Consider the following 17,943-nt stretch of genomic DNA (forward strand, 5'->3'; position numbering starts at 1 on the left):
GTCAATCCTGCTGTTGAAATGAGTCAAAATCATGATTCCACCCGAGTTTAGTACGACAAGCCATATAAAAGTCATAACCCGGTGGATGTAATAAAATTAATTTAAATGGATGCTTGCGTATATGTAAACTATCACCAACATTTAAAGAAATACTGTGTTGCCCATCGGCACTAACCATGGGTAAAACGCGGTTTTCCCGAATCTGAATTTTAATTTCACTTTGCCCACCAACCACAATTGGACGCGAAGACAAGGTATGTGGATGCATAGGTACTAAAGCGATTGCATCCATACTCGGATGTAAAATTGGACCACCACCCGATAAAGCATAAGCTGTTGAACCCGTAGGAGTCGAAACAATTAAGCCATCACTATGCTGACGATAGACATACTGGCCATCAATATTCAGTTCGAAATCGATCATATGTACCGATTTACCCGAGTGTAATACCACATCATTTAAGGCAATCGCATCATAAATCACTTCATTATTACTGCGGACTTCCATTTCTAATAAAAATCGGCGATCGAGCTGAAACTCACCTTTCAAAACCTGATCAAGCTTAAAAATAACTTCAGTGGGCTTAATATCAGTTAAAAAACCTAAACGACCACGGTTCACGCCCAATACAGGAGTATTATGCTTGACCAATGCCCGGGCAGCATGCAGTAGCGAACCATCACCACCAACGACAATGACTAAATCAACAACTTCACCTAAAAGTTGACGACTCACAGTTTGGGTATTGGTATAGGGAACTAATTCAGCCGTTGCAGAATCAAATACAGGATGTAAGCCCAAACCTAATAGATGGTCATGAATAAGACATAAGGTGTCGACTACAGATGACTTATCTGGTCGCCCAATGATCCCAATATTTCGAAATGTCTTTGGTGAGATTTGCACAGTACGCTACGGCTCCACTGTTTAATGCGCTCTATAATAGCACTATCGTATTTATTTTTAAAAAACATTACTAACTCAGCATCCACAAGTTTATATCTAATATTTCGATTAATTCACAGATTTATTATTGCAAATTAAAGAAAAGATTCGCATGATTGGCACAAACAATCAGGATCTTGTCTAAATATATGAAGTCCGAACGTGGTATTGGCATCATTGCTCTAATTTTTTGTATATTAATCATCGCAATTTTCTTCGCTTTTAGTATTTATTTGGTTCGTTTAGATAATATTATTCGTGACAAATTTGAAGGAAATCGCTGGGATATTCCGGCTAAGGTATTCGCACGCCCATTAGAAATATATGCCAATGCTCCAATTGCACAAAATGATTTTGAACAAGAATTAAAGCTACTTGGCTATAAAAATAGCAATAGTTATACCCAGTCTGGAAGTTATGTGACTCAAGGGAATAGCTTTTATGTGCATACCCGTGGTTTTGATTTTGGTGATAGCGTAGACCCTGAACAAATTTTACAAGTTTCATTTAATAATGATCAAGTTATTGATGTTAAAGCCACCAAACCAAGCAATACTGGTATTGCACGTTTGGAGCCGATGCTGATTGGTGGTATTTATCCTCAACACAATGAGGACCGTGTTCTTATTAAATTAGATAAGGTTCCAAAATCACTGATTGAAGCACTCATCGCAACTGAAGATCGTAATTTTTATCATCATCATGGCATTTCTTTCCGTGGCACAGCGCGTGCTTTGGTCAGTAATGTGACTGGTGGTAAACGCCAAGGTGGTTCGACCTTAACCCAACAGCTGATTAAAAATTTCTACTTAACGCCTGAAAAAACCTTAAAGCGTAAGGTGAATGAAGCTCTCATGTCGTTACTGCTTGAGCTACATTACAATAAAGATGAAATTTTAGAAGCTTATTTAAACGAAGTAAATTTGGGACAAAGCGGTAACTATTCAGTCAATGGCTATGGTTTAGCATCACAGTTTTATTTCGGTCTACCATTACGCGAACTGAATATTTCTCAACAAGCGTTCTTAGTTGGACTGGTACAAGGTCCGACACTTTACAATCCTTGGAAAAATCCAGAACTTGCAAAAAAACGTCGGAATGTAGTCTTAAACAATATGTTAGTGATGGGTTATTTAACTCAAGATCAATACGAACGTGAAATTGCACGTCCTTTAAATGTCGTCGAGAAGCCAACGATTGGTACTGCACGTTTCCCAGACTTTTTAGATATTGTACGTCGCCAACTTAAAACTGAATACCAAGAAACAGATTTAACCAATCAAGGGTTACGCATATTTACGACCTTAGATCCAATTTCACAAACCAAAGTTCAAACCAGTTTTCGTGAAACAGTAGCTCGTCTAGCCAACTCCAATCCAAACCGATTAAAAGACTTACAAGGTGCGGTACTCATTACCCGCCCTGAAAATGGGGAATTGGTTGCCGCAGTTGGTTCTACCCAAGATTTTACTGGCTTTAACCGTACCATTGATGCAAAACGCCAAGTTGGTTCATTGCTAAAACCTGTTATTTATTTAAGTGCTATTGAATCTGGTCGTTATAACTGGGCCACTAAAATTGAAGATAGCCCTATTAGTGTTCCTGTAGATGGCAAGCAAACTTGGACACCTAAAAACTATAGTGGTAGCGGCAATGGTATTGTTCCAATGTCTCAAGCTTTAGCCAATTCTTATAATCTTGCTGCTGTCAGACTGGGGCAGGAATTTGGACAAACTACATTTATCAATAATTTAATTAAATTTGGTGTGACATCAAAAATCCCCCAATATCCTTCAATTTTCTTAGGTGCCGTAGATATGTCACCAATGGAAATGTTGAGTATTTATGGAAACTTCGCCACAGGCGGCTTTAAATATCCAACCAAAGCGATTCGTTCCGTAGTTGATCCAAATGGGCATCTAGTGGAACGCTATGCTTTAAATGCACAGCAAACCATTGACCCAGCATCAGCCTATATTTTGAATTATGGCCTGCAACAAGTCATGTCTTCAGGTACAGGTAGATCAGCATATAATACCCTTTCACCGGAGCTTAAACTTGCGGGTAAATCTGGCACCACCAATGATACCCGTGACTCTTGGTTTGCGGGATACTCTGGAAATCACTTGGCTGTCGTCTGGCTTGGTTTAGATGATAATAAAGTCACAGGCTTAACAGGTTCTACTGGCGCTCTGCCTGTATGGATTAACGTGATGAAGCAACTACGCCAAAAACCAGTGAATTTAAGACAGCCTGATGATGTACAGTGGCAATGGATTGATGTTGCAACAGGCTATGTTTCGGCACAAGGCTGTGCTGGTGCGATGTATATTCCAATGCTACGACGTACCATACCTCATCAAACTACGGCCTGCGCAACACATGATCAGGTTGAAACAGATCTTTTCCCTGATACAGAAAATCCAGCATCACAAACACCGTCTGGTGATAGTATTGAAAACTATATTCGTGAAAGCGAAAACAACATGCAAGATGACAGCAATTCAAATACAAATCGTGTCATCTCTAGCGGTAGTTATCAAAACTAATGAGGCGTATAGGAGGTTTAATGTCTTATAAAACCATTATCTTATGTACCAGTTTATTAAGTTTAGTTGGGTGTCAAGCACGCCCGACTCAAACTCATACCTCACTAAAAGCCTATCAAACATCAGAAACAAAACAGCAAGCCGTGGCAACACCCGATGGCGTGAAAATTACGCCTTATACACAAGCAGAAATAAAACGTGAAAAAATTCCTGTTATTACCCCTTAGTTCAAACTCAATACTTGAGTAACGGGGTGATTCATAGAGTATGCTTAAAACCTTGAGATGACATTAACCACTTAAAATGACTTTGTAAAAATTAAGTGACTATCCCAGTTCATTTTTAATGAGATTCAAAACCACGAATCCCAGCCACGCCATAAGCTAAATATCGTTGTGCCAATAGCAAATCTTGCGGTTTTAGTCCACCCAGTGCAAATACTGGAATATCACAACTTTTAGCCAACTCATGAAACTGCTCCCAACCTAAAGCAGGAGTTTCTGGATGACTTTCTGTCACCTGTACAGGACTTAAGAACACCGCATCACAGCCTATTTTATGAGCCCACTGTAGTGAAACAGCATCATGGCATGATGCAATACAGCGAATACCTATAGGTAATTGTTTATTGTGTAAGGCTAAAATTTGGTGCTGTTTAAATTGGACTGCTCCAATTTTTTTTTGTAAAGCCTCATCTAATTGCATCCATAATTCAACATTAAGGATTAGTGACTTTAATTGTGGATCAGTAAAGTGTTGAAAATCTTGCATGGAAATGAGTGTTGACTCAGTACGCCAATACAATAAACGATCGTCAGCAAGTTGATTAAGTTGAGTTAAATCAGCCGAAATTTGAATCGTATGCTTCCAATGCAACCGCTCAATGATGATTTGATTAGCTTTTGGAAAGTTCAACTCTAATAACTTTTCACGATAATACCAAGTCCATGGCTTCTGAATATCAGATAGGTATTTTATGGGAACATGTGCATGAAATAGATGTAAATAAACCTCTACATCATCATAAACATGATGAATCACATCAAAAATATGCCATTTTTGAATACCAATGCCTACTTCTTCAAATATTTCACGACGACAGGCTTGCTCGGGTGTTTCCCCCTGCTCTACTTTTCCACCTGGAAACTCATATTTATTTCCTTGATGCTGGTCTGCATTTCGCCAACCCACCAAGACTTTGCCCTGATGAAATAATAAGCCAATTGCGACATGTACTGTAGGCTTAAACATATTTTTAATCACCTAAAAATGTTATCTCAGTGTAAACAATTCTAGTTTTTTTATAAATGCGATAAATTATCGTTGACAGCTGCATTTGATAATGATTATCATTTGTGGAGTTCACTACACACCACGGAGTCTAAGAACAATGAACGCACCATTTAGCTTATTTACACGCCATCTTGAGTCGAATAATTCATTACCGATGTTACATTCAAACAATCTATTTGCACTAGGTCGAGAAATTCGCATCATGCATGCTGGAGAAGAATATCGGTTACGCCTGACACGTAATAATCGCTTAATTCTAACCAAATAATAATAAAAAATTTAACAATAAAAAACGTGGGAACAAGCAGTATGAATCAGCGCATACTGCTTTTTAATTTAACCAGCAATCTCAAATAATAATACTATGACTTTTCAAATCGCATATCTATATGATATTCATGGCATCCCATTGTAAGCACGTACTATAATTATATAGTTTCCGCTTAAATTAACTGAGTGGAACAACTCTTAATACTTCTTCAAGTGTTGTCACACCATCTATCACTTTACGCGCACCTGCAATCCTCAAGGGCTCGATCCCCTCTTTTTTTGCTTGAGTACGTAATTCATCTAATGTGGCATTGGCACTAATTTTTTGTTTCGCCTCTAAACTAATGGGCATAAACTCATACAGTCCAACACGGCCTTTATAACCAGTTTGACGACATTCATCACAACCAACTGCTTTAAAGACAAATTCAGGCATTTTAATTGCGTAATCAAAGGTTAAATGTCGCCATTCTTGATCATCAATAAAAGTTTCTTGCTTACAATGTGAGCATAACTGACGGACTAAGCGTTGGGCAAGCACACCTAAAATGGTGGCTGAAGTCAAGAATGGCTGCACCCCTAAATCATGCAAGCGGGTTAAACTAGAAGGTGCATCATTGGTATGTAAAGTAGATAATACTAAATGTCCCGTTAATGCCGCTTGAATCGCCATATCAGCAGTATCTCGGTCACGAATCTCCCCCACCATAATGATATCGGGGTCTTGTCGCATCAATGCACGAACCCCATCTGCAAAACTTAAATCAATCCCTAGGTTAACCTGCATTTGGTTAAAACTCGGCTCAAGCATTTCAATCGGATCTTCAATAGTACAGACATTCACCTGATCAGTGGCCAGCTGTTTTAAGGATGAATATAACGTCGTGGTTTTTCCTGAACCAGTCGGGCCTGTGACCAAAATAATGCCATGACTATGCTGAGTTAAGGCTTGCCATTTCCCCAGCAATTTTTCATCAAAGCCCAATTGCTGAAAACTGCGTACCAAAACTTCAGGATCAAAAATACGCATGACTAATTTTTCGCCAAAAGCTGTCGGCAAAGTGGACAGACGTAATTCTGTTTCTTGCCCTTTAGGAGTTCGAGTCTTTAAACGACCATCCTGAGGTTTACGTTTCTCAGCTACGTTCATTCGACCCAAAATTTTAATCCGTGAAATCACAGCTGTCAGCGTATTCGCTGGCATATTGTAGATGGTATGTAATACACCATCTATACGAAAACGTACTTTGCCATTGTCCTTGCGTGGCTCTAGGTGAATATCACTCGCACCTTGCTCAAAAGCAAACTGTAGAACCCAATCTACCAATTTCACAATATGTTGATCATTGGCATCTGGATTTTGTGAATCTCCCAATTGTAAAAGTGCTTCTACACCTTTATTTTCTTGATCGTAGTTACCAGACTTTTGAGAATGGCTGACTGCACGACTAACTTGATAATACTCGTTCAGATAACGTTGCAATTGTTCAGGATTGAGTAAAACTTGCTGAATATTTTTAGGTCTTAAACTGCGTTCTAAATTTTGCAGCCAATCTTTAGAAAAAGGTTGGCTTGAACCGATTAGAACTTTATCAGCCTGTACTTCTACTGCCAAAATTTGATTTCTTAAAGCAAATTCTTGTGACATTACATTCGTCAATGATGCGACATCTGCCTTCAAAGGATCAATCAAATAAAATGGGATTTGAGATTTTTCAGCTAACCACTGACATAATATTGTTAAAGTCAGTCTTTTCTGCGGTTCTTTGGGGTCAAGCAGATTAAAATGCGCAATCCAACGTAATGGATGCCATTTTAATTGTTCACGTTGCCGATGTGTCGTTTGAATCAATAATTTATCACGTTCTGAAATACGCTCATCTTTTAATAATTGTTCTAAGCACCACGTTGTATCTATTTCAAAATTAAACTGCATTGTTCTATCCCCAAAACTATGTCCACTATAGCAAATTAAGTTTTTAATATTGCATTTTTTACCAGTGCTGAAGCCTATCTACTCAGCTACATTTTTGTATAAAGACATCCATGATTTCACTGGATTAAAATAATAAAATTTGAATATAAAAATCGCCTTTTACTTATCATTTAAAGTCCGTTAACTTACTATCTATGAAATAAGCAAAAGACAAGTTTACATTTAAAAGAACCACTAACATTGCTTATATAAATGAATCAATTCGATATCAAACTGTTTATTTGAATAATCTTGACCGAATCAAAAGTAATGATAAAACTCACATCAACATTTGCAAATTGCATTTTATAAATTCGATGCTCATCCTCCTGATACGCTGGTCGCGGATCTAAAGATAGAATCTGTTCTAATTCGGAAAATGTTTTCGAATCAACTTGATTCGATTGGATTAACTCCGCTTTTTCTTGTTCTGCTAAATCTGACCAAAGCACTGACTTTATTGAGGGTCGCTCCTGCGCATAAGCACTTTGTGCATCCATAATGGCATCTGAATAATGAATATAAGGCTTAATATCGAAAATAGGGGTGCCATCCAATAAATCACTCCCTGTGACATAGACTCGGATAGATTTTCCGACTTTTTTAACTATCCTCAATTGCACCACAGACAATCCCATTGGAGCAGGTCGATACATACTTCGTGTTGCAAATACCCCAATTTTTTTATTTCCACCTAAACGTGGCGGACGGACTTGCGGCCGAAACTTATGATGATCTTGTTGATTTTTATTATCATGAAACTGCCAGATTAACCATAAATGGCTAAACTCTTCAATTCCTTCAAATGCCATTAAATCATTATACGGGGCAAGCATTTCAATATAAGACTCGACTTGTACCAAATTTGGCTGACGTGGAATACCAAACTTTTCTTTATAAGGAGATCGCATATAACCAATAATCGGCATACTAACTTCAGTCATCATCACTTTTTCTGATAAGCTCAATTCAATATATTCAGTTTATAGAGAATGAAATTAGATTAGAATAGGAACTTGTTCTAATTTGAAAATTTATTGAGACCTTTAATGGCTGCTTTCAACGTCGAAAAGATTACTCACGTGCACCACTGGAATGACACATTATTCAGTTTTAAAACTACGCGTGACACAGCACTACGTTTTAAAAATGGTCAATTTGTGATGATTGGACTTGAAGTCAATGGTAAGCCTTTAATGCGTGCTTATTCAATTGCCAGTGCGAATTATGAAGAAGAATTAGAATTTTTCTCAATTAAAGTTCAAGATGGCCCTTTAACCTCTATTTTGCAAAAAGTTAAAGTTGGTGATGACATTCTCGTGTCTAAAAAGCCAACAGGAACTTTAGTCCTTGATGACCTAAACCCTGGTAAAAACTTATACTTACTTTCTTCAGGTACTGGTCTTGCACCATTTTTAGCCACGATTCGTGATCCAGAGACCTATGAACGCTTTGAAAAAGTGATTGTCGTACATGGTACTCGCTTCATTTCAGAATTAGCCTACCAAGACTTAATTCATAATGAACTGCCAAACCATGAGTTTTTTGAAGAATTAGGCATTAAAGACAAACTGGTTTACTACCCAACGGTCACTCGTGAAGATTTCCCAAACCAAGGTCGTGTCACCACTGCGATTGAAACAGGTGAAATTTTTGAAAAAATTGGCTTAGAACGTTTCAACCCTGAAGTTGACCGCGCTATGCTTTGTGGTAGCCCTGCATTCTTAAAAGATGTTGCTGCACTTTTAGATCAACATGGCTTAAAAGAATCTCCACGCATGGGACAATTAGGCGATTATGTAATTGAACGTGCTTTTGTTGAAAAATAAAATTTGATCGTAATAAAGAAACCGAGGTCATAATCTCGGTTTCTTTTTGAAAAAATTCATTTAAATAATAGACCCTTCACTGTTTTTTTCGTAATATTTAATTAAGAACTATAATTTAAAAATCACACATGAAGTATTTAAACTTTAGCACCGTACTTTACTCGCGACCACAACCAACTGGCATCGATGTTCAATGTAAATTGCAACACTTTGCATTAATTAGTTATGCAATTGACCCAGATCGATTTAGCCAAATTATTCCCAAACGTTTTAAATTAGACACCATTCTTGTACACGGCCATGAAAAAGCCTTACTCTCCGTTGTGCCCTTTATTGATATAGATTTTACTTCCGCATGTTACCCATTCCCAAAGTTTAATATGGGACAAACCAATTATCGAGTTTATGTCATTGATCAAGAAACTCAAGAACACGGTGTCTGGTTTATCGGAACAACATTAGACTCATGGACTGTTTTTGTACCACGCTTTGTATGGTTACTTCCTTGGCATAAAGCTAAAATTCACTTTGATTGTCAACAAGATCATCACGGTAACTACCAATCTTATAAAATGACGACCTACAGTGAATGGGCTGCCGCAGAAGTCCATCTCACTCAGTCGAGGCAAGAGGAATGGTATTACGCGGGCTTTCCAGATTTAGAAAGCTATTTGGTATATTTAACCCATCCATTGGCGGGGTTTTATCATCGTCGTGATGGTAAATTGGGAACCTATCGCGTTTGGCATGATCGGCTACACCCCACACCAGCAAAACTTCTACATGCAAAATTCGAACTGCTCAATCGCCTGAATTTAGTGTCCTTTAATGATCAACTTAAACCTTATAGTGTACTTATTGAACCAATCAATGAGTTTACAATTTACTTACCACCCAGCGCGCTCGAGTAAAACATAACTTATTGGTCAATCTGGTCAAGTGCATTGCAAAAATACACCTACAGCGTTTATAGGCACAGCTTTATATTTTATTTTCCTTACAATCATTGAGATAAATAAAATACAAATAATTTTAAATTTTTCTTTAAATAGGATTGTCTTTCATAAAGAAAATTAATATAATCAAAAACACAAACAGACAGGTCTGTATATACGGGTTGTAAAGAGACATTATGTTTGGATTGCGTTAAATTAAAACATCCAGAGGGCAACCACTTTTAAATCAATAAAGATAATCATAAGAAAATGAGTTTTTAAACTCATCACTATTAATATTTTAAATATAATCGACCCCATTGATTATATTAAAATATTAAAAAGTAAAATTATTCAGACGCAGCGTGATCAATTTTTATTGAATTCACGCTTTTTTTTGCCTCAGATATCAGTCAGTTCAAATTGAATTAAACGACTAATCCGTTTCCAATATTCATCTATATGGACAGAATCTTGATCAATTTGTGCTTGCATCGTCATACCATCTAAAATACTAACCAACATACTCGCGAGTTGTAAGGATTGTTTAACCGCAATTCCTAAGCCCTCTAAGGCAATACGAATACGTTCTGTTAACCAATTCTTATACTCAATTGCTGGATAAATAGTTGATGGATAGATTTTTGAAACCTCTTCTACGGCTTTTTGGAACATGCAGCCATTAAAGTCAGGACTATGAAACCATGCGTGGTACCAGAAAAAAATTGTTTTTATGTGATCTAAACAATCAGTTGCATTACACTTTTCAATTGATGCATTTAACGATTCTTGTAAATTCATATTTCTTCGATTTAAACATTCTTCAATAAGTTTAGCTTTTGACGGAAAGTATTTATAAAACGTCATCTTCGCTACACCAGACTCACTAATGATCCTGTCAACGCCAATAGAGTTATAACTATATGAGTTAAAAAGATTAAGAGCAGTCTTAATTATGTCATCTTTTTTTGACATGCTACTTGCCTACCCGACTTATCTTCATCTTTATGATTTGCCTGAACTCAGTAATGTAATTTTATTAAATTGGTCATACAATAATACGTAACATTATATCATTATTTATCATCTGATAAAATATATTAACAATATATCTTTTAAATATAATGAGTGCATACTAGAAAAATATATGCAATAAAATAATTTACCTAGATCCACCATATATCTTATTTTTAATTTTTTCTCTACTATTAAAAGTATCAATCTAATCGTAATCGTATAATGAGTAAACTATCTTTCACCCAATCAGAAAATGCACGCTCTGAGTCATTAAGTTTTATTAAAGAGTCTATTCCAAAAATAATTTGGGAAAATAATACGAATGACATTCAAAAGCTGAAGATGCTGGCGAGTCAACATCCACTATTTTCATCGCCTATTTTAGTGCGCTTAAATGCACAACAATTACAATTAGAGCAACTTAAAGATATTCACATTAACTACTTTAATGCCATTGTAAAAATATTTACAGATGCACTAAGTATGTTGATTTACCAAGCTCATCAAATCGAAAATCATAAAAATCTGCTACCTTCTCAACAATTTCATGCCAAAATTTACGCACGCTATTTATTATCACTGAACTTAATTGATGAACTTGGTTTCAATACGTATAGTTTAGAGTTGAGCTCTCCTACGAAATCTCATTTAATCTATTTTTTAAGCCTTCTCGAAAAACTGAATATAAATCCATCAAGCCAATATAATGTCACTCAAGAAGCTTTTGATGTACAAAATTTTATACAGCAGCATCTCAATTCCTATGTAAATTTACTTCTTATTCTTGCTGTTACTGAACTTCAGGTCATTAAGTATAGTGAAGCCCTAAGGTGTAATATGGAAAAATTTAGTCCCGAATATACCCAAGGTTATTATGATTGTCATGGCATTGTTGATCACAGCCAAAAGCTCGCCAATGACGATAACCATGAAGATGATATTTGGGCACTGTTCACCCAAGTTTTTGAAACTGAAAAATATCCTCAGTTTGAAGAATTGTTATATCAATACTTGAAGGTCTGGAATGATTTTTGGCACAAATTAAATAGTTTAACGCTTTAACTTTGATTGATTCCATACATTTGGAAATAGACTTCATTCAAGTATATAAAAAGATAATTAATATCTTTCTATTAACATTTCAAATGAAGCCCTTCCCCATTTCAGCCTTAACATGCTCGTTCAAGTTGTCTATTTTGACTACGCTCTTTGCGTGCTTTTTGAATAACTTGATAACCCGCAGTTAAACCTAGACTTGCAATAACAACTGCAACAATTAAGTCTGGAATCAGACTGCCTGTTCCAAATACACCAATTGCTGCAAAGATTACTGCTACATTTCCAATCGCATCATTCCGACTACATAGCCAAACAGATTGCATGTTCGAATCCCCTTCTCGAAAAGCATATAAAACTACTGCAGAAATCACATTTGCAATTAAAGCCAAGATGCCAATAGCCCCCATAGTCATTGCTTCAGGTGGAATACCTTGCACATAGGCATAAATGGTTTTTCCAATCACAATCAAACCAAACAATGCCATCGTTAAACCTTTTAATAAGGCCACTGTTGCTCGCAAATATAAACTTGCACCCAATACTGCAAGTGAAATCCCATAATTTACTGCATCACCAAAGAAATCCAGTGAGTCTGCCCACAAAGCAGCAGAATGTGCATAAGAGCCGCCAATTAATTCAACCAAAAACATCATAAGATTGATTACCAATGCAATCCATAATGCGGTTCTAAATTTGCTATTTGGTTTTGGAATTGCTGGTTCAGGATTACAATGACATGTCATATTTCACCTCGTTACTTTTCACTGATTCTGTATTATTCTAATTTAAAACTATGGTCTAACTCCAAGGTCAAGCGACTCAATGAAAGATATGAGAAATTATTTAATTAAAGATCTAGCAAATAAAACCCAACTCAGTACAGATACAATTCGTTTTTATGAAAAAAAACAACTGATTCAACCCAGTTTTCGAGCAGCTAATAATTATCGCTATTATGATGATGAAACACTCAAACAACTCATATTTATTAAACGTTGCCGTGCTTTGGATATGTCATTACAAGAAATTCGTCAGCTCATTGAATTAGTACAACAACCTCAAGCTGGTTGCCAAGTAGTTGATCAAATGATTGAACAACATATCCAACAAGTTGAAGAAAAAATTGCTGAGTTAAGGACTTTTCACACACAGCTTCAAGACCTACGACTGAGCTGTTCGAGCAATACCACCATTGATCATTGCCAAATTTTAAAGCAATTAAAAGCAGCTAAGTAAGGTCATGTATAGCTTAAATTGACTTTGGAGAATGATGCTTACCTTATTTTATTCAAAGGAATCCAAATTTAATTGGAAAATTGACTACTCTTAATCATGTAATCTCCTCGTCTTAAAACTATAGGAGTTAAAGGCTAATAGCGATACTTATCATTATCATAGAAAACTTATAAGAATATATTTTGATCTAAAAATAAAACCTTAGAGTGCCAGAAATAAAAATATAATGTTGTTATTATGTAAGTAATATGCCCTATTGATTAAAATTTCACGACTTAAACGTGCTAAATCCAATTTTTAAAAAGCATTAAAATGACGTTAGATTGGCTTAACCCTTTGTATAAATACTTGTAGTCTTTCTTCTTCAAACACACAGAATTATGATAGATCAATCATATGCTAGTGTAATTTTATAGCATTTACAAAATAGAGTAGACATAATTTTCATGCGACTCAATCACAAATGGTTACTACAATTTCAGGCTAAAAATTCTCATAAAATCACACCATCCGACTGGATAAACTCTGAGTAAAAATTCTAAACTTTGCAAGGTTCTTAAAGTCAAAGAATAAACTTTAGTCGCCAGTTAACGACCTGTAAAAACGCACCAAAACCTTCAACTATACGCACATTAAATAGAGCATTTGAAAGAATACTAAGACTACTATTCTACATCCATAAAAATCAAAAAATCATCTTTATTCCAATCATTTAGTTACAATAGATTCATTTTCACATGTACTTAATTGAACATAATTAAAGCGTGAGTCTGATTCTGCTCTATGTTGTAAAACAATAAAATAGTACGCAGATAAATTAGCTTACTCACTGTAAAAAACTACTATCCTAGGTATCGATCTTGCAAAATTTGTACTGCCTATAATAGCTCCAAATTTTATGACATTTTAGGCTAAGCAAATTACAAAATTTCAGTCAAATTACAGATGCAACCTCTGTCCTATTCCACAGTCAATAATAGAATATTAAATCGTATTTGATCGAAGAAATATTTGAAAGAATCAACCTAATTCACAGGCAATATATCAATATTCGAAAACCCATATATTACGATTAAAATCTCATTTAATTACGATGACAGCTTGATGAATTCCGAGCTTTTTACTAGGTTGAATCATTTTTTTATATCCATACAATAAAGCCATGTTTTTTGTATGCCTTTATTTGAGTCATGACTATTTCTCACGTTACTGAACTTCTATCACCCGCAGGTTCACTTAAGAATATGCGTTATGCATTTGCTTATGGAGCAGATGCAGTCTATGCAGGTCAGCCTCGCTATAGCTTACGAGTTCGTAATAATGAGTTTGATCATGAGCAATTAAATCTCGGGATTTCTGAGGCACATGCTTTAGGCAAAAAATTCTATGTCGTAGCAAATATTCAACCGCATAACAGTAAATTAAAAAACTTTATTCGCGATCTTGAACCTGTAATTGCGATGCAACCCGATGCTTTAATTATGTCCGATCCGGGTTTGATTATGATGGTGCGCGAAAGCTTTCCTGAAATTCCAATTCATTTATCGGTACAAGCCAATGCCGTGAATTGGGCAACTGTAAAATTTTGGAAAAACATGGGTTTAACGCGAGTGATTTTATCACGCGAGCTTTCACTCGAAGAAATAGAAGAAATTAAACACAATGTACCCGATATGGAAATTGAAGTTTTCGTACATGGCGCACTTTGTATGGCCTATTCTGGTCGTTGCTTACTTTCAGGCTATATGAATAAACGAGATGCCAATCAAGGTGCCTGTACCAATGCATGTCGTTGGGATTATAAAATTCACACAGCAGCAGAAGATACAGTCGGAGATATCATCCCTGTTCAACAACTACAAACTACTTCTTACTGCCAACATGCCAATACTGATGAGCAGCATGCCATCGCACAACACCAGTTTCGCGAGCCCATATTATTACAGCGTAATAACGAAGATATATTTGCAGCCGAAGAAGACGAACATGGTACCTACTTCATGAACTCGAAAGACTTACGTGCCGTGCAACATGTCGATCGTTTGTCAAAAATGGGCATTCACTCATTAAAAATTGAAGGACGAACTAAATCTTATTTTTATTGTGCCCGTACCGCACAGATTTATCGTAAAGCAATTGATGATGCTAGGGATGGAAAATCTTTCGATCCATCACTCATGACCCAATTAAATGGTCTCGCAAATCGTGGCTATACCGAAGGTTTCTTACGTCGTCATGTGCATAGTGAATATCAAAATTATGAAACAGGTTCATCCCGTTTTGATCATCAACAATTTTGTGGTGAAGTTTTAGAACGTTATGGGAACTACATCAAAATTGATGTGAAAAATCGTTTTATTGTGGGTGACTCACTCGAATTAATGACCCCTCAAGGCAATATCACCTTCACCTTGACTGAAATTTTAGACAAAAAAGGCAACTCAATAACTGAAGCTAAAGGCTCAGGTCATATTGTTGAAATCCCGATACCCGATGATATCAATATTAATTTTGGCTTATTAATTCGTAATCTACCCAATTCAACAATGGATATTTCAGCCCCTTCCTTGGCTTATGTTGCACGTTAACCTGAGAGATAAAAGTATGGCTTTAATGATTACCGAGCAATGTACCAATTGTGATATGTGCGTCCCTGAGTGTCCAAATCAGGCCATTTTTGAAGGAGAGAAAGTCTATGAAATTGATATCGAACGTTGCACCGAATGTATAGGTTTTTATCAACATCAGACCTGTATTGCTGTTTGTCCCATTGAATGTATTCATCCGCATCCGGAACATGTGGAAACGCAGGAACAACTAATGCAAAAATTTGAAGGACTCAATTTATTTTAAAAATGGGGAGTGAGTAAATAACAATAAATAAAAAAGGAATTGAGTAATAAAGTCTCAATTCTTAAAAGAGTTAAAACAAAAACTTTTTGGGGACAAAAAGCCAGAGTACTTGGGGATACTCTGGCTTTTTTATGACTTATTGACCACTACGAATAATGTAATCAAATGCAGATAATGATGCTTTGGCACCCTCACCAGCAGCAATGATGATTTGCTTATAAGGTACAGTGGTACAGTCACCCGCTGCAAATACACCTTTAACATTGGTTTCGTTACGATCATTCACTACAATTTCATTTCGGTTTGAAAGCGCAACTGCTGTTTCCTTTAAGAAATCAGTATTTGGCAATAAACCAATTTGTACAAAGATTCCAGCCAACTCAATAATATGCTCTTGATCTGTTGCACGATCTTTATATTTCAGCGCAGTCACTTGTGAACCATCACCAATTACTTCTGTAGAAAGTGCATTCAAGATGACTGTTGTATTTGGCAAGCTGTTCAACTTATCTTGCAATACCTGATCTGCACGTAGTTTTGTATCAAACTCAACTAAAGTGACATGTTCAACAATACCAGCAAGATCAATTGCAGCTTCTACACCCGAATTACCACCACCTATGACTGCAACACGTTTACCTTTGAAAAGCGGGCCATCACAGTGTGGGCAATATGCAACACCACGGGTTTTATATTCTTTCTCACCTGGTACATTCATCTCTCTCCAACGTGCACCAGTTGATAAGATGACTGTTTTAGATTCAAGTTTTGCCCCATTTTCAAGCTCAACTTCAACTAAACCATTGGCTGTTTGATCTGCACCTACAATGTTTTTTACCCGTTGTAAGTTCATGATATCTACACCGTACTCACGGACATGCGCTTCCATATCTGCACCAAACTTCGGACCTTGGGTTTTTTGTACCGAAATAAAGTTTTCAATGTCCATGGTATCCATCACCTGACCGCCAAAGCGTTCAGAAACAATACCTGTGCGAATACCCTTACGTGCTGCATACACAGCTGACGTTGCACCTGCTGGACCACCACCAATCACCAGTACATCAAACGCATCTTTCGCATTCAACCTTTCAGCATCTTTCGCAGCAGAATTAGTATCCAGTTTGGCAACAATTTCTTCCAAAGTCATACGACCTTGACCAATATGTTCACCATCTTGAAATAACATCGGTACAGCTAAAATTTTACGTTCTTCCACTTCATCTTGGAAAAATGCACCATCAATCATGGTCGCTGTTGTACCGGGATTATTAATTGCAATCAAATTCAATGCCTGTACCACATCTGGACAGTTATGGCAGCTTAAAGAAACAAAGACATCAAAATTGGCTGCTAAGTTTAAGTTTTTAATCTGTGCCAAGAGCTCATCAGATACTTTTGGTGCATAACCGGATACTTGAAGTAATGCCAAGATTAAAGAAGTGAACTCATGCCCCATCGGTAAACCTGCGAAAAATACACGAGGCTGTTCACCCACTTTGGCAATACCAAAACTTGGTTTACGAGCATTCTGACCATCAAAACGCGCTGTAACTTGCTCAGATAGTGCTGCAATTTCAGTAACAAGTTCTTTAATTTTATCTGATTTGTCCGAATCATTTAAAGAAGCGACAATCTCAATTGGACTTTCTAAGCGCTCTAACAATGTTTTTAATTGTGCAGTAGTATTTTGATCTAACATGTCTCAGCTCCATAAGAGTTAAAGTTCATTCATTAAGTTAATCATACGATAATTTAAAAAATAGATAAAACAGTTTGTTTTTATAAAAATAATCGGTTTTTTAAATCATGTAATTTTAATCAAATATAAGTTTCAAAACTCGATTAGCAATTTACACTGAATAAAAACCGACTATAATTCAATCATTAAAATTTAATCTAGAATAGATATAAGGCCAGTCTTGAAAAATTCAAACCTGTCTAAAGATACATGCTCATATTTTAAACACTCATTATTATT

16 protein-coding genes are annotated in these 17,943 nt (G+C 36.3%); 9 read left to right on the forward strand and 7 right to left on the reverse strand.

Translation table 11 applies throughout. The features are described from left to right. Position 1: 1 nt before the first annotated feature. On the reverse strand, positions 2-907 hold the full coding sequence (locus B9T27_RS10310; protein ID WP_086206739.1) for an NAD(+) kinase: 906 nt from the start codon (positions 905-907) through the stop codon (positions 2-4). A 188-nt stretch (positions 908-1,095) separates the two neighbouring features. Between B9T27_RS10310 and mrcB the strand changes: the two genes are divergently transcribed. Both mrcB and B9T27_RS15080 read left to right on the forward strand, forming a co-directional pair. Further along, positions 1,096-3,495 (forward strand): penicillin-binding protein 1B, encoded by a 2,400-nt coding sequence (gene mrcB / locus B9T27_RS10315; RefSeq protein ID WP_086206740.1) that lies wholly within the window; start codon positions 1,096-1,098, stop codon positions 3,493-3,495. 20 nt (positions 3,496-3,515) lie between these two features. Then, positions 3,516-3,722: a hypothetical protein gene (locus tag B9T27_RS15080; RefSeq protein ID WP_228146205.1), complete on the forward strand. Its 207-nt coding sequence runs from the start codon at positions 3,516-3,518 to the stop codon at positions 3,720-3,722. A 115-nt stretch (positions 3,723-3,837) separates the two neighbouring features. Here B9T27_RS15080 and B9T27_RS10325 read toward each other — a convergent pair whose 3' ends face one another. Beyond that, a complete protein-coding gene (locus tag B9T27_RS10325; protein WP_086206741.1) occupies positions 3,838-4,746 on the reverse strand; it encodes an NUDIX domain-containing protein in 909 nt (302 codons plus the stop codon). Positions 4,747-4,885: 139 nt separating this feature from the next. On the opposite strand from B9T27_RS10325, the gene hemP reads away from it, so the two are divergent. Further along, on the forward strand, positions 4,886-5,056 hold the full coding sequence (gene hemP / locus B9T27_RS10330; protein WP_086206742.1) for a hemin uptake protein HemP: 171 nt from the start codon (positions 4,886-4,888) through the stop codon (positions 5,054-5,056). 180 nt (positions 5,057-5,236) lie between these two features. On the opposite strand, the gene B9T27_RS10335 is transcribed toward hemP, so the two are convergent. Together B9T27_RS10335 and tsaA are read right to left on the reverse strand one after the other, a co-directional pair. Further along, on the reverse strand, positions 5,237-6,994 hold the full coding sequence (locus B9T27_RS10335) for a GspE/PulE family protein (protein ID WP_086206743.1): 1,758 nt from the start codon (positions 6,992-6,994) through the stop codon (positions 5,237-5,239). 257 nt (positions 6,995-7,251) lie between these two features. Beyond that, positions 7,252-7,977: a tRNA (N6-threonylcarbamoyladenosine(37)-N6)-methyltransferase TrmO gene (gene tsaA / locus B9T27_RS10340; protein ID WP_086206876.1), complete on the reverse strand. Its 726-nt coding sequence runs from the start codon at positions 7,975-7,977 to the stop codon at positions 7,252-7,254. Between the two features lie 105 nt (positions 7,978-8,082). Here tsaA and B9T27_RS10345 point away from each other — a divergent pair, with 105 nt between their 5' ends. Further along, positions 8,083-8,862, forward strand: a complete 780-nt coding sequence (locus B9T27_RS10345) for a ferredoxin--NADP reductase (protein WP_086206744.1) — start codon at positions 8,083-8,085, stop codon at positions 8,860-8,862. A gap of 128 nt (positions 8,863-8,990) precedes the next feature. Then, positions 8,991-9,773 (forward strand): DUF2071 domain-containing protein, encoded by a 783-nt coding sequence (locus B9T27_RS10350; protein WP_086206745.1) that lies wholly within the window; start codon positions 8,991-8,993, stop codon positions 9,771-9,773. A gap of 426 nt (positions 9,774-10,199) precedes the next feature. Here the strand turns inward: B9T27_RS10350 and B9T27_RS10355 are convergent, their stop codons facing one another. Beyond that, positions 10,200-10,772, reverse strand: coding sequence for a TetR/AcrR family transcriptional regulator (locus tag B9T27_RS10355; RefSeq protein WP_086206746.1), 573 nt, complete (start codon positions 10,770-10,772; stop codon positions 10,200-10,202). A gap of 264 nt (positions 10,773-11,036) precedes the next feature. Here B9T27_RS10355 and B9T27_RS10360 point away from each other — a divergent pair, with 264 nt between their 5' ends. Then, entirely contained in the window at positions 11,037-11,876 is an 840-nt protein-coding gene (locus B9T27_RS10360) for a hypothetical protein (protein ID WP_086206747.1), read from the forward strand. Positions 11,877-11,983: 107 nt separating this feature from the next. On the opposite strand, the gene B9T27_RS10365 is transcribed toward B9T27_RS10360, so the two are convergent. Next, a complete protein-coding gene (locus tag B9T27_RS10365; RefSeq protein ID WP_086206748.1) occupies positions 11,984-12,616 on the reverse strand; it encodes a cation transporter in 633 nt (210 codons plus the stop codon). 88 nt (positions 12,617-12,704) lie between these two features. On the opposite strand from B9T27_RS10365, the gene B9T27_RS10370 reads away from it, so the two are divergent. The 3 genes from B9T27_RS10370 to B9T27_RS10380 all read left to right on the forward strand — a co-directional run bounded on the left by B9T27_RS10370 (position 12,705) and on the right by B9T27_RS10380 (position 15,962). Continuing rightward, positions 12,705-13,109, forward strand: coding sequence for a Cd(II)/Pb(II)-responsive transcriptional regulator (locus tag B9T27_RS10370; protein WP_086206877.1), 405 nt, complete (start codon positions 12,705-12,707; stop codon positions 13,107-13,109). 1,190 nt (positions 13,110-14,299) lie between these two features. Next, positions 14,300-15,697, forward strand: coding sequence for a tRNA 5-hydroxyuridine modification protein YegQ (gene yegQ / locus B9T27_RS10375; RefSeq protein WP_086206749.1), 1,398 nt, complete (start codon positions 14,300-14,302; stop codon positions 15,695-15,697). 16 nt (positions 15,698-15,713) lie between these two features. Beyond that, a complete protein-coding gene (locus B9T27_RS10380; RefSeq protein WP_086206750.1) occupies positions 15,714-15,962 on the forward strand; it encodes a YfhL family 4Fe-4S dicluster ferredoxin in 249 nt (82 codons plus the stop codon). A 136-nt stretch (positions 15,963-16,098) separates the two neighbouring features. Here B9T27_RS10380 and ahpF read toward each other — a convergent pair whose 3' ends face one another. Next, positions 16,099-17,664, reverse strand: coding sequence for an alkyl hydroperoxide reductase subunit F (ahpF, locus tag B9T27_RS10385; protein WP_086206751.1), 1,566 nt, complete (start codon positions 17,662-17,664; stop codon positions 16,099-16,101). Between the last annotated feature and the right edge of the window lie 279 nt (positions 17,665-17,943).

Origin of the sequence: Acinetobacter sp. ANC 4648 (assembly GCF_002135345.1) — a bacterium.
In the GTDB taxonomy this organism is placed as follows: domain Bacteria; phylum Pseudomonadota; class Gammaproteobacteria; order Pseudomonadales; family Moraxellaceae; genus Acinetobacter.

Bases quoted from the DNA above. Each gene is read 5' to 3' on its own strand.
- B9T27_RS10380 (WP_086206750.1), top strand. From the start codon at position 15,714: ATGGCTTTAATGATTACCGAGCAATGTACCAATTGTGATATGTGCGTC.
- B9T27_RS10345 (WP_086206744.1), top strand. From the start codon at position 8,083: ATGGCTGCTTTCAACGTCGAAAAGATTACTCACGTGCACCACTGGAAT.
- tsaA (WP_086206876.1), bottom strand. From the start codon at position 7,977: ATGACTGAAGTTAGTATGCCGATTATTGGTTATATGCGATCTCCTTAT.
- B9T27_RS10370 (WP_086206877.1), top strand. From the start codon at position 12,705: ATGAGAAATTATTTAATTAAAGATCTAGCAAATAAAACCCAACTCAGT.
- B9T27_RS10335 (WP_086206743.1), bottom strand. From the start codon at position 6,994: ATGCAGTTTAATTTTGAAATAGATACAACGTGGTGCTTAGAACAATTA.
- B9T27_RS15080 (WP_228146205.1), top strand. From the start codon at position 3,516: ATGTCTTATAAAACCATTATCTTATGTACCAGTTTATTAAGTTTAGTT.
- hemP (WP_086206742.1), top strand. From the start codon at position 4,886: ATGAACGCACCATTTAGCTTATTTACACGCCATCTTGAGTCGAATAAT.
- ahpF (WP_086206751.1), bottom strand. From the start codon at position 17,664: ATGTTAGATCAAAATACTACTGCACAATTAAAAACATTGTTAGAGCGC.
- B9T27_RS10325 (WP_086206741.1), bottom strand. From the start codon at position 4,746: ATGTTTAAGCCTACAGTACATGTCGCAATTGGCTTATTATTTCATCAG.
- B9T27_RS10365 (WP_086206748.1), bottom strand. From the start codon at position 12,616: ATGACATGTCATTGTAATCCTGAACCAGCAATTCCAAAACCAAATAGC.
- yegQ (WP_086206749.1), top strand. From the start codon at position 14,300: ATGACTATTTCTCACGTTACTGAACTTCTATCACCCGCAGGTTCACTT.
- B9T27_RS10360 (WP_086206747.1), top strand. From the start codon at position 11,037: ATGAGTAAACTATCTTTCACCCAATCAGAAAATGCACGCTCTGAGTCA.
- mrcB (WP_086206740.1), top strand. From the start codon at position 1,096: ATGAAGTCCGAACGTGGTATTGGCATCATTGCTCTAATTTTTTGTATA.
- B9T27_RS10350 (WP_086206745.1), top strand. From the start codon at position 8,991: ATGAAGTATTTAAACTTTAGCACCGTACTTTACTCGCGACCACAACCA.
- B9T27_RS10355 (WP_086206746.1), bottom strand. From the start codon at position 10,772: ATGTCAAAAAAAGATGACATAATTAAGACTGCTCTTAATCTTTTTAAC.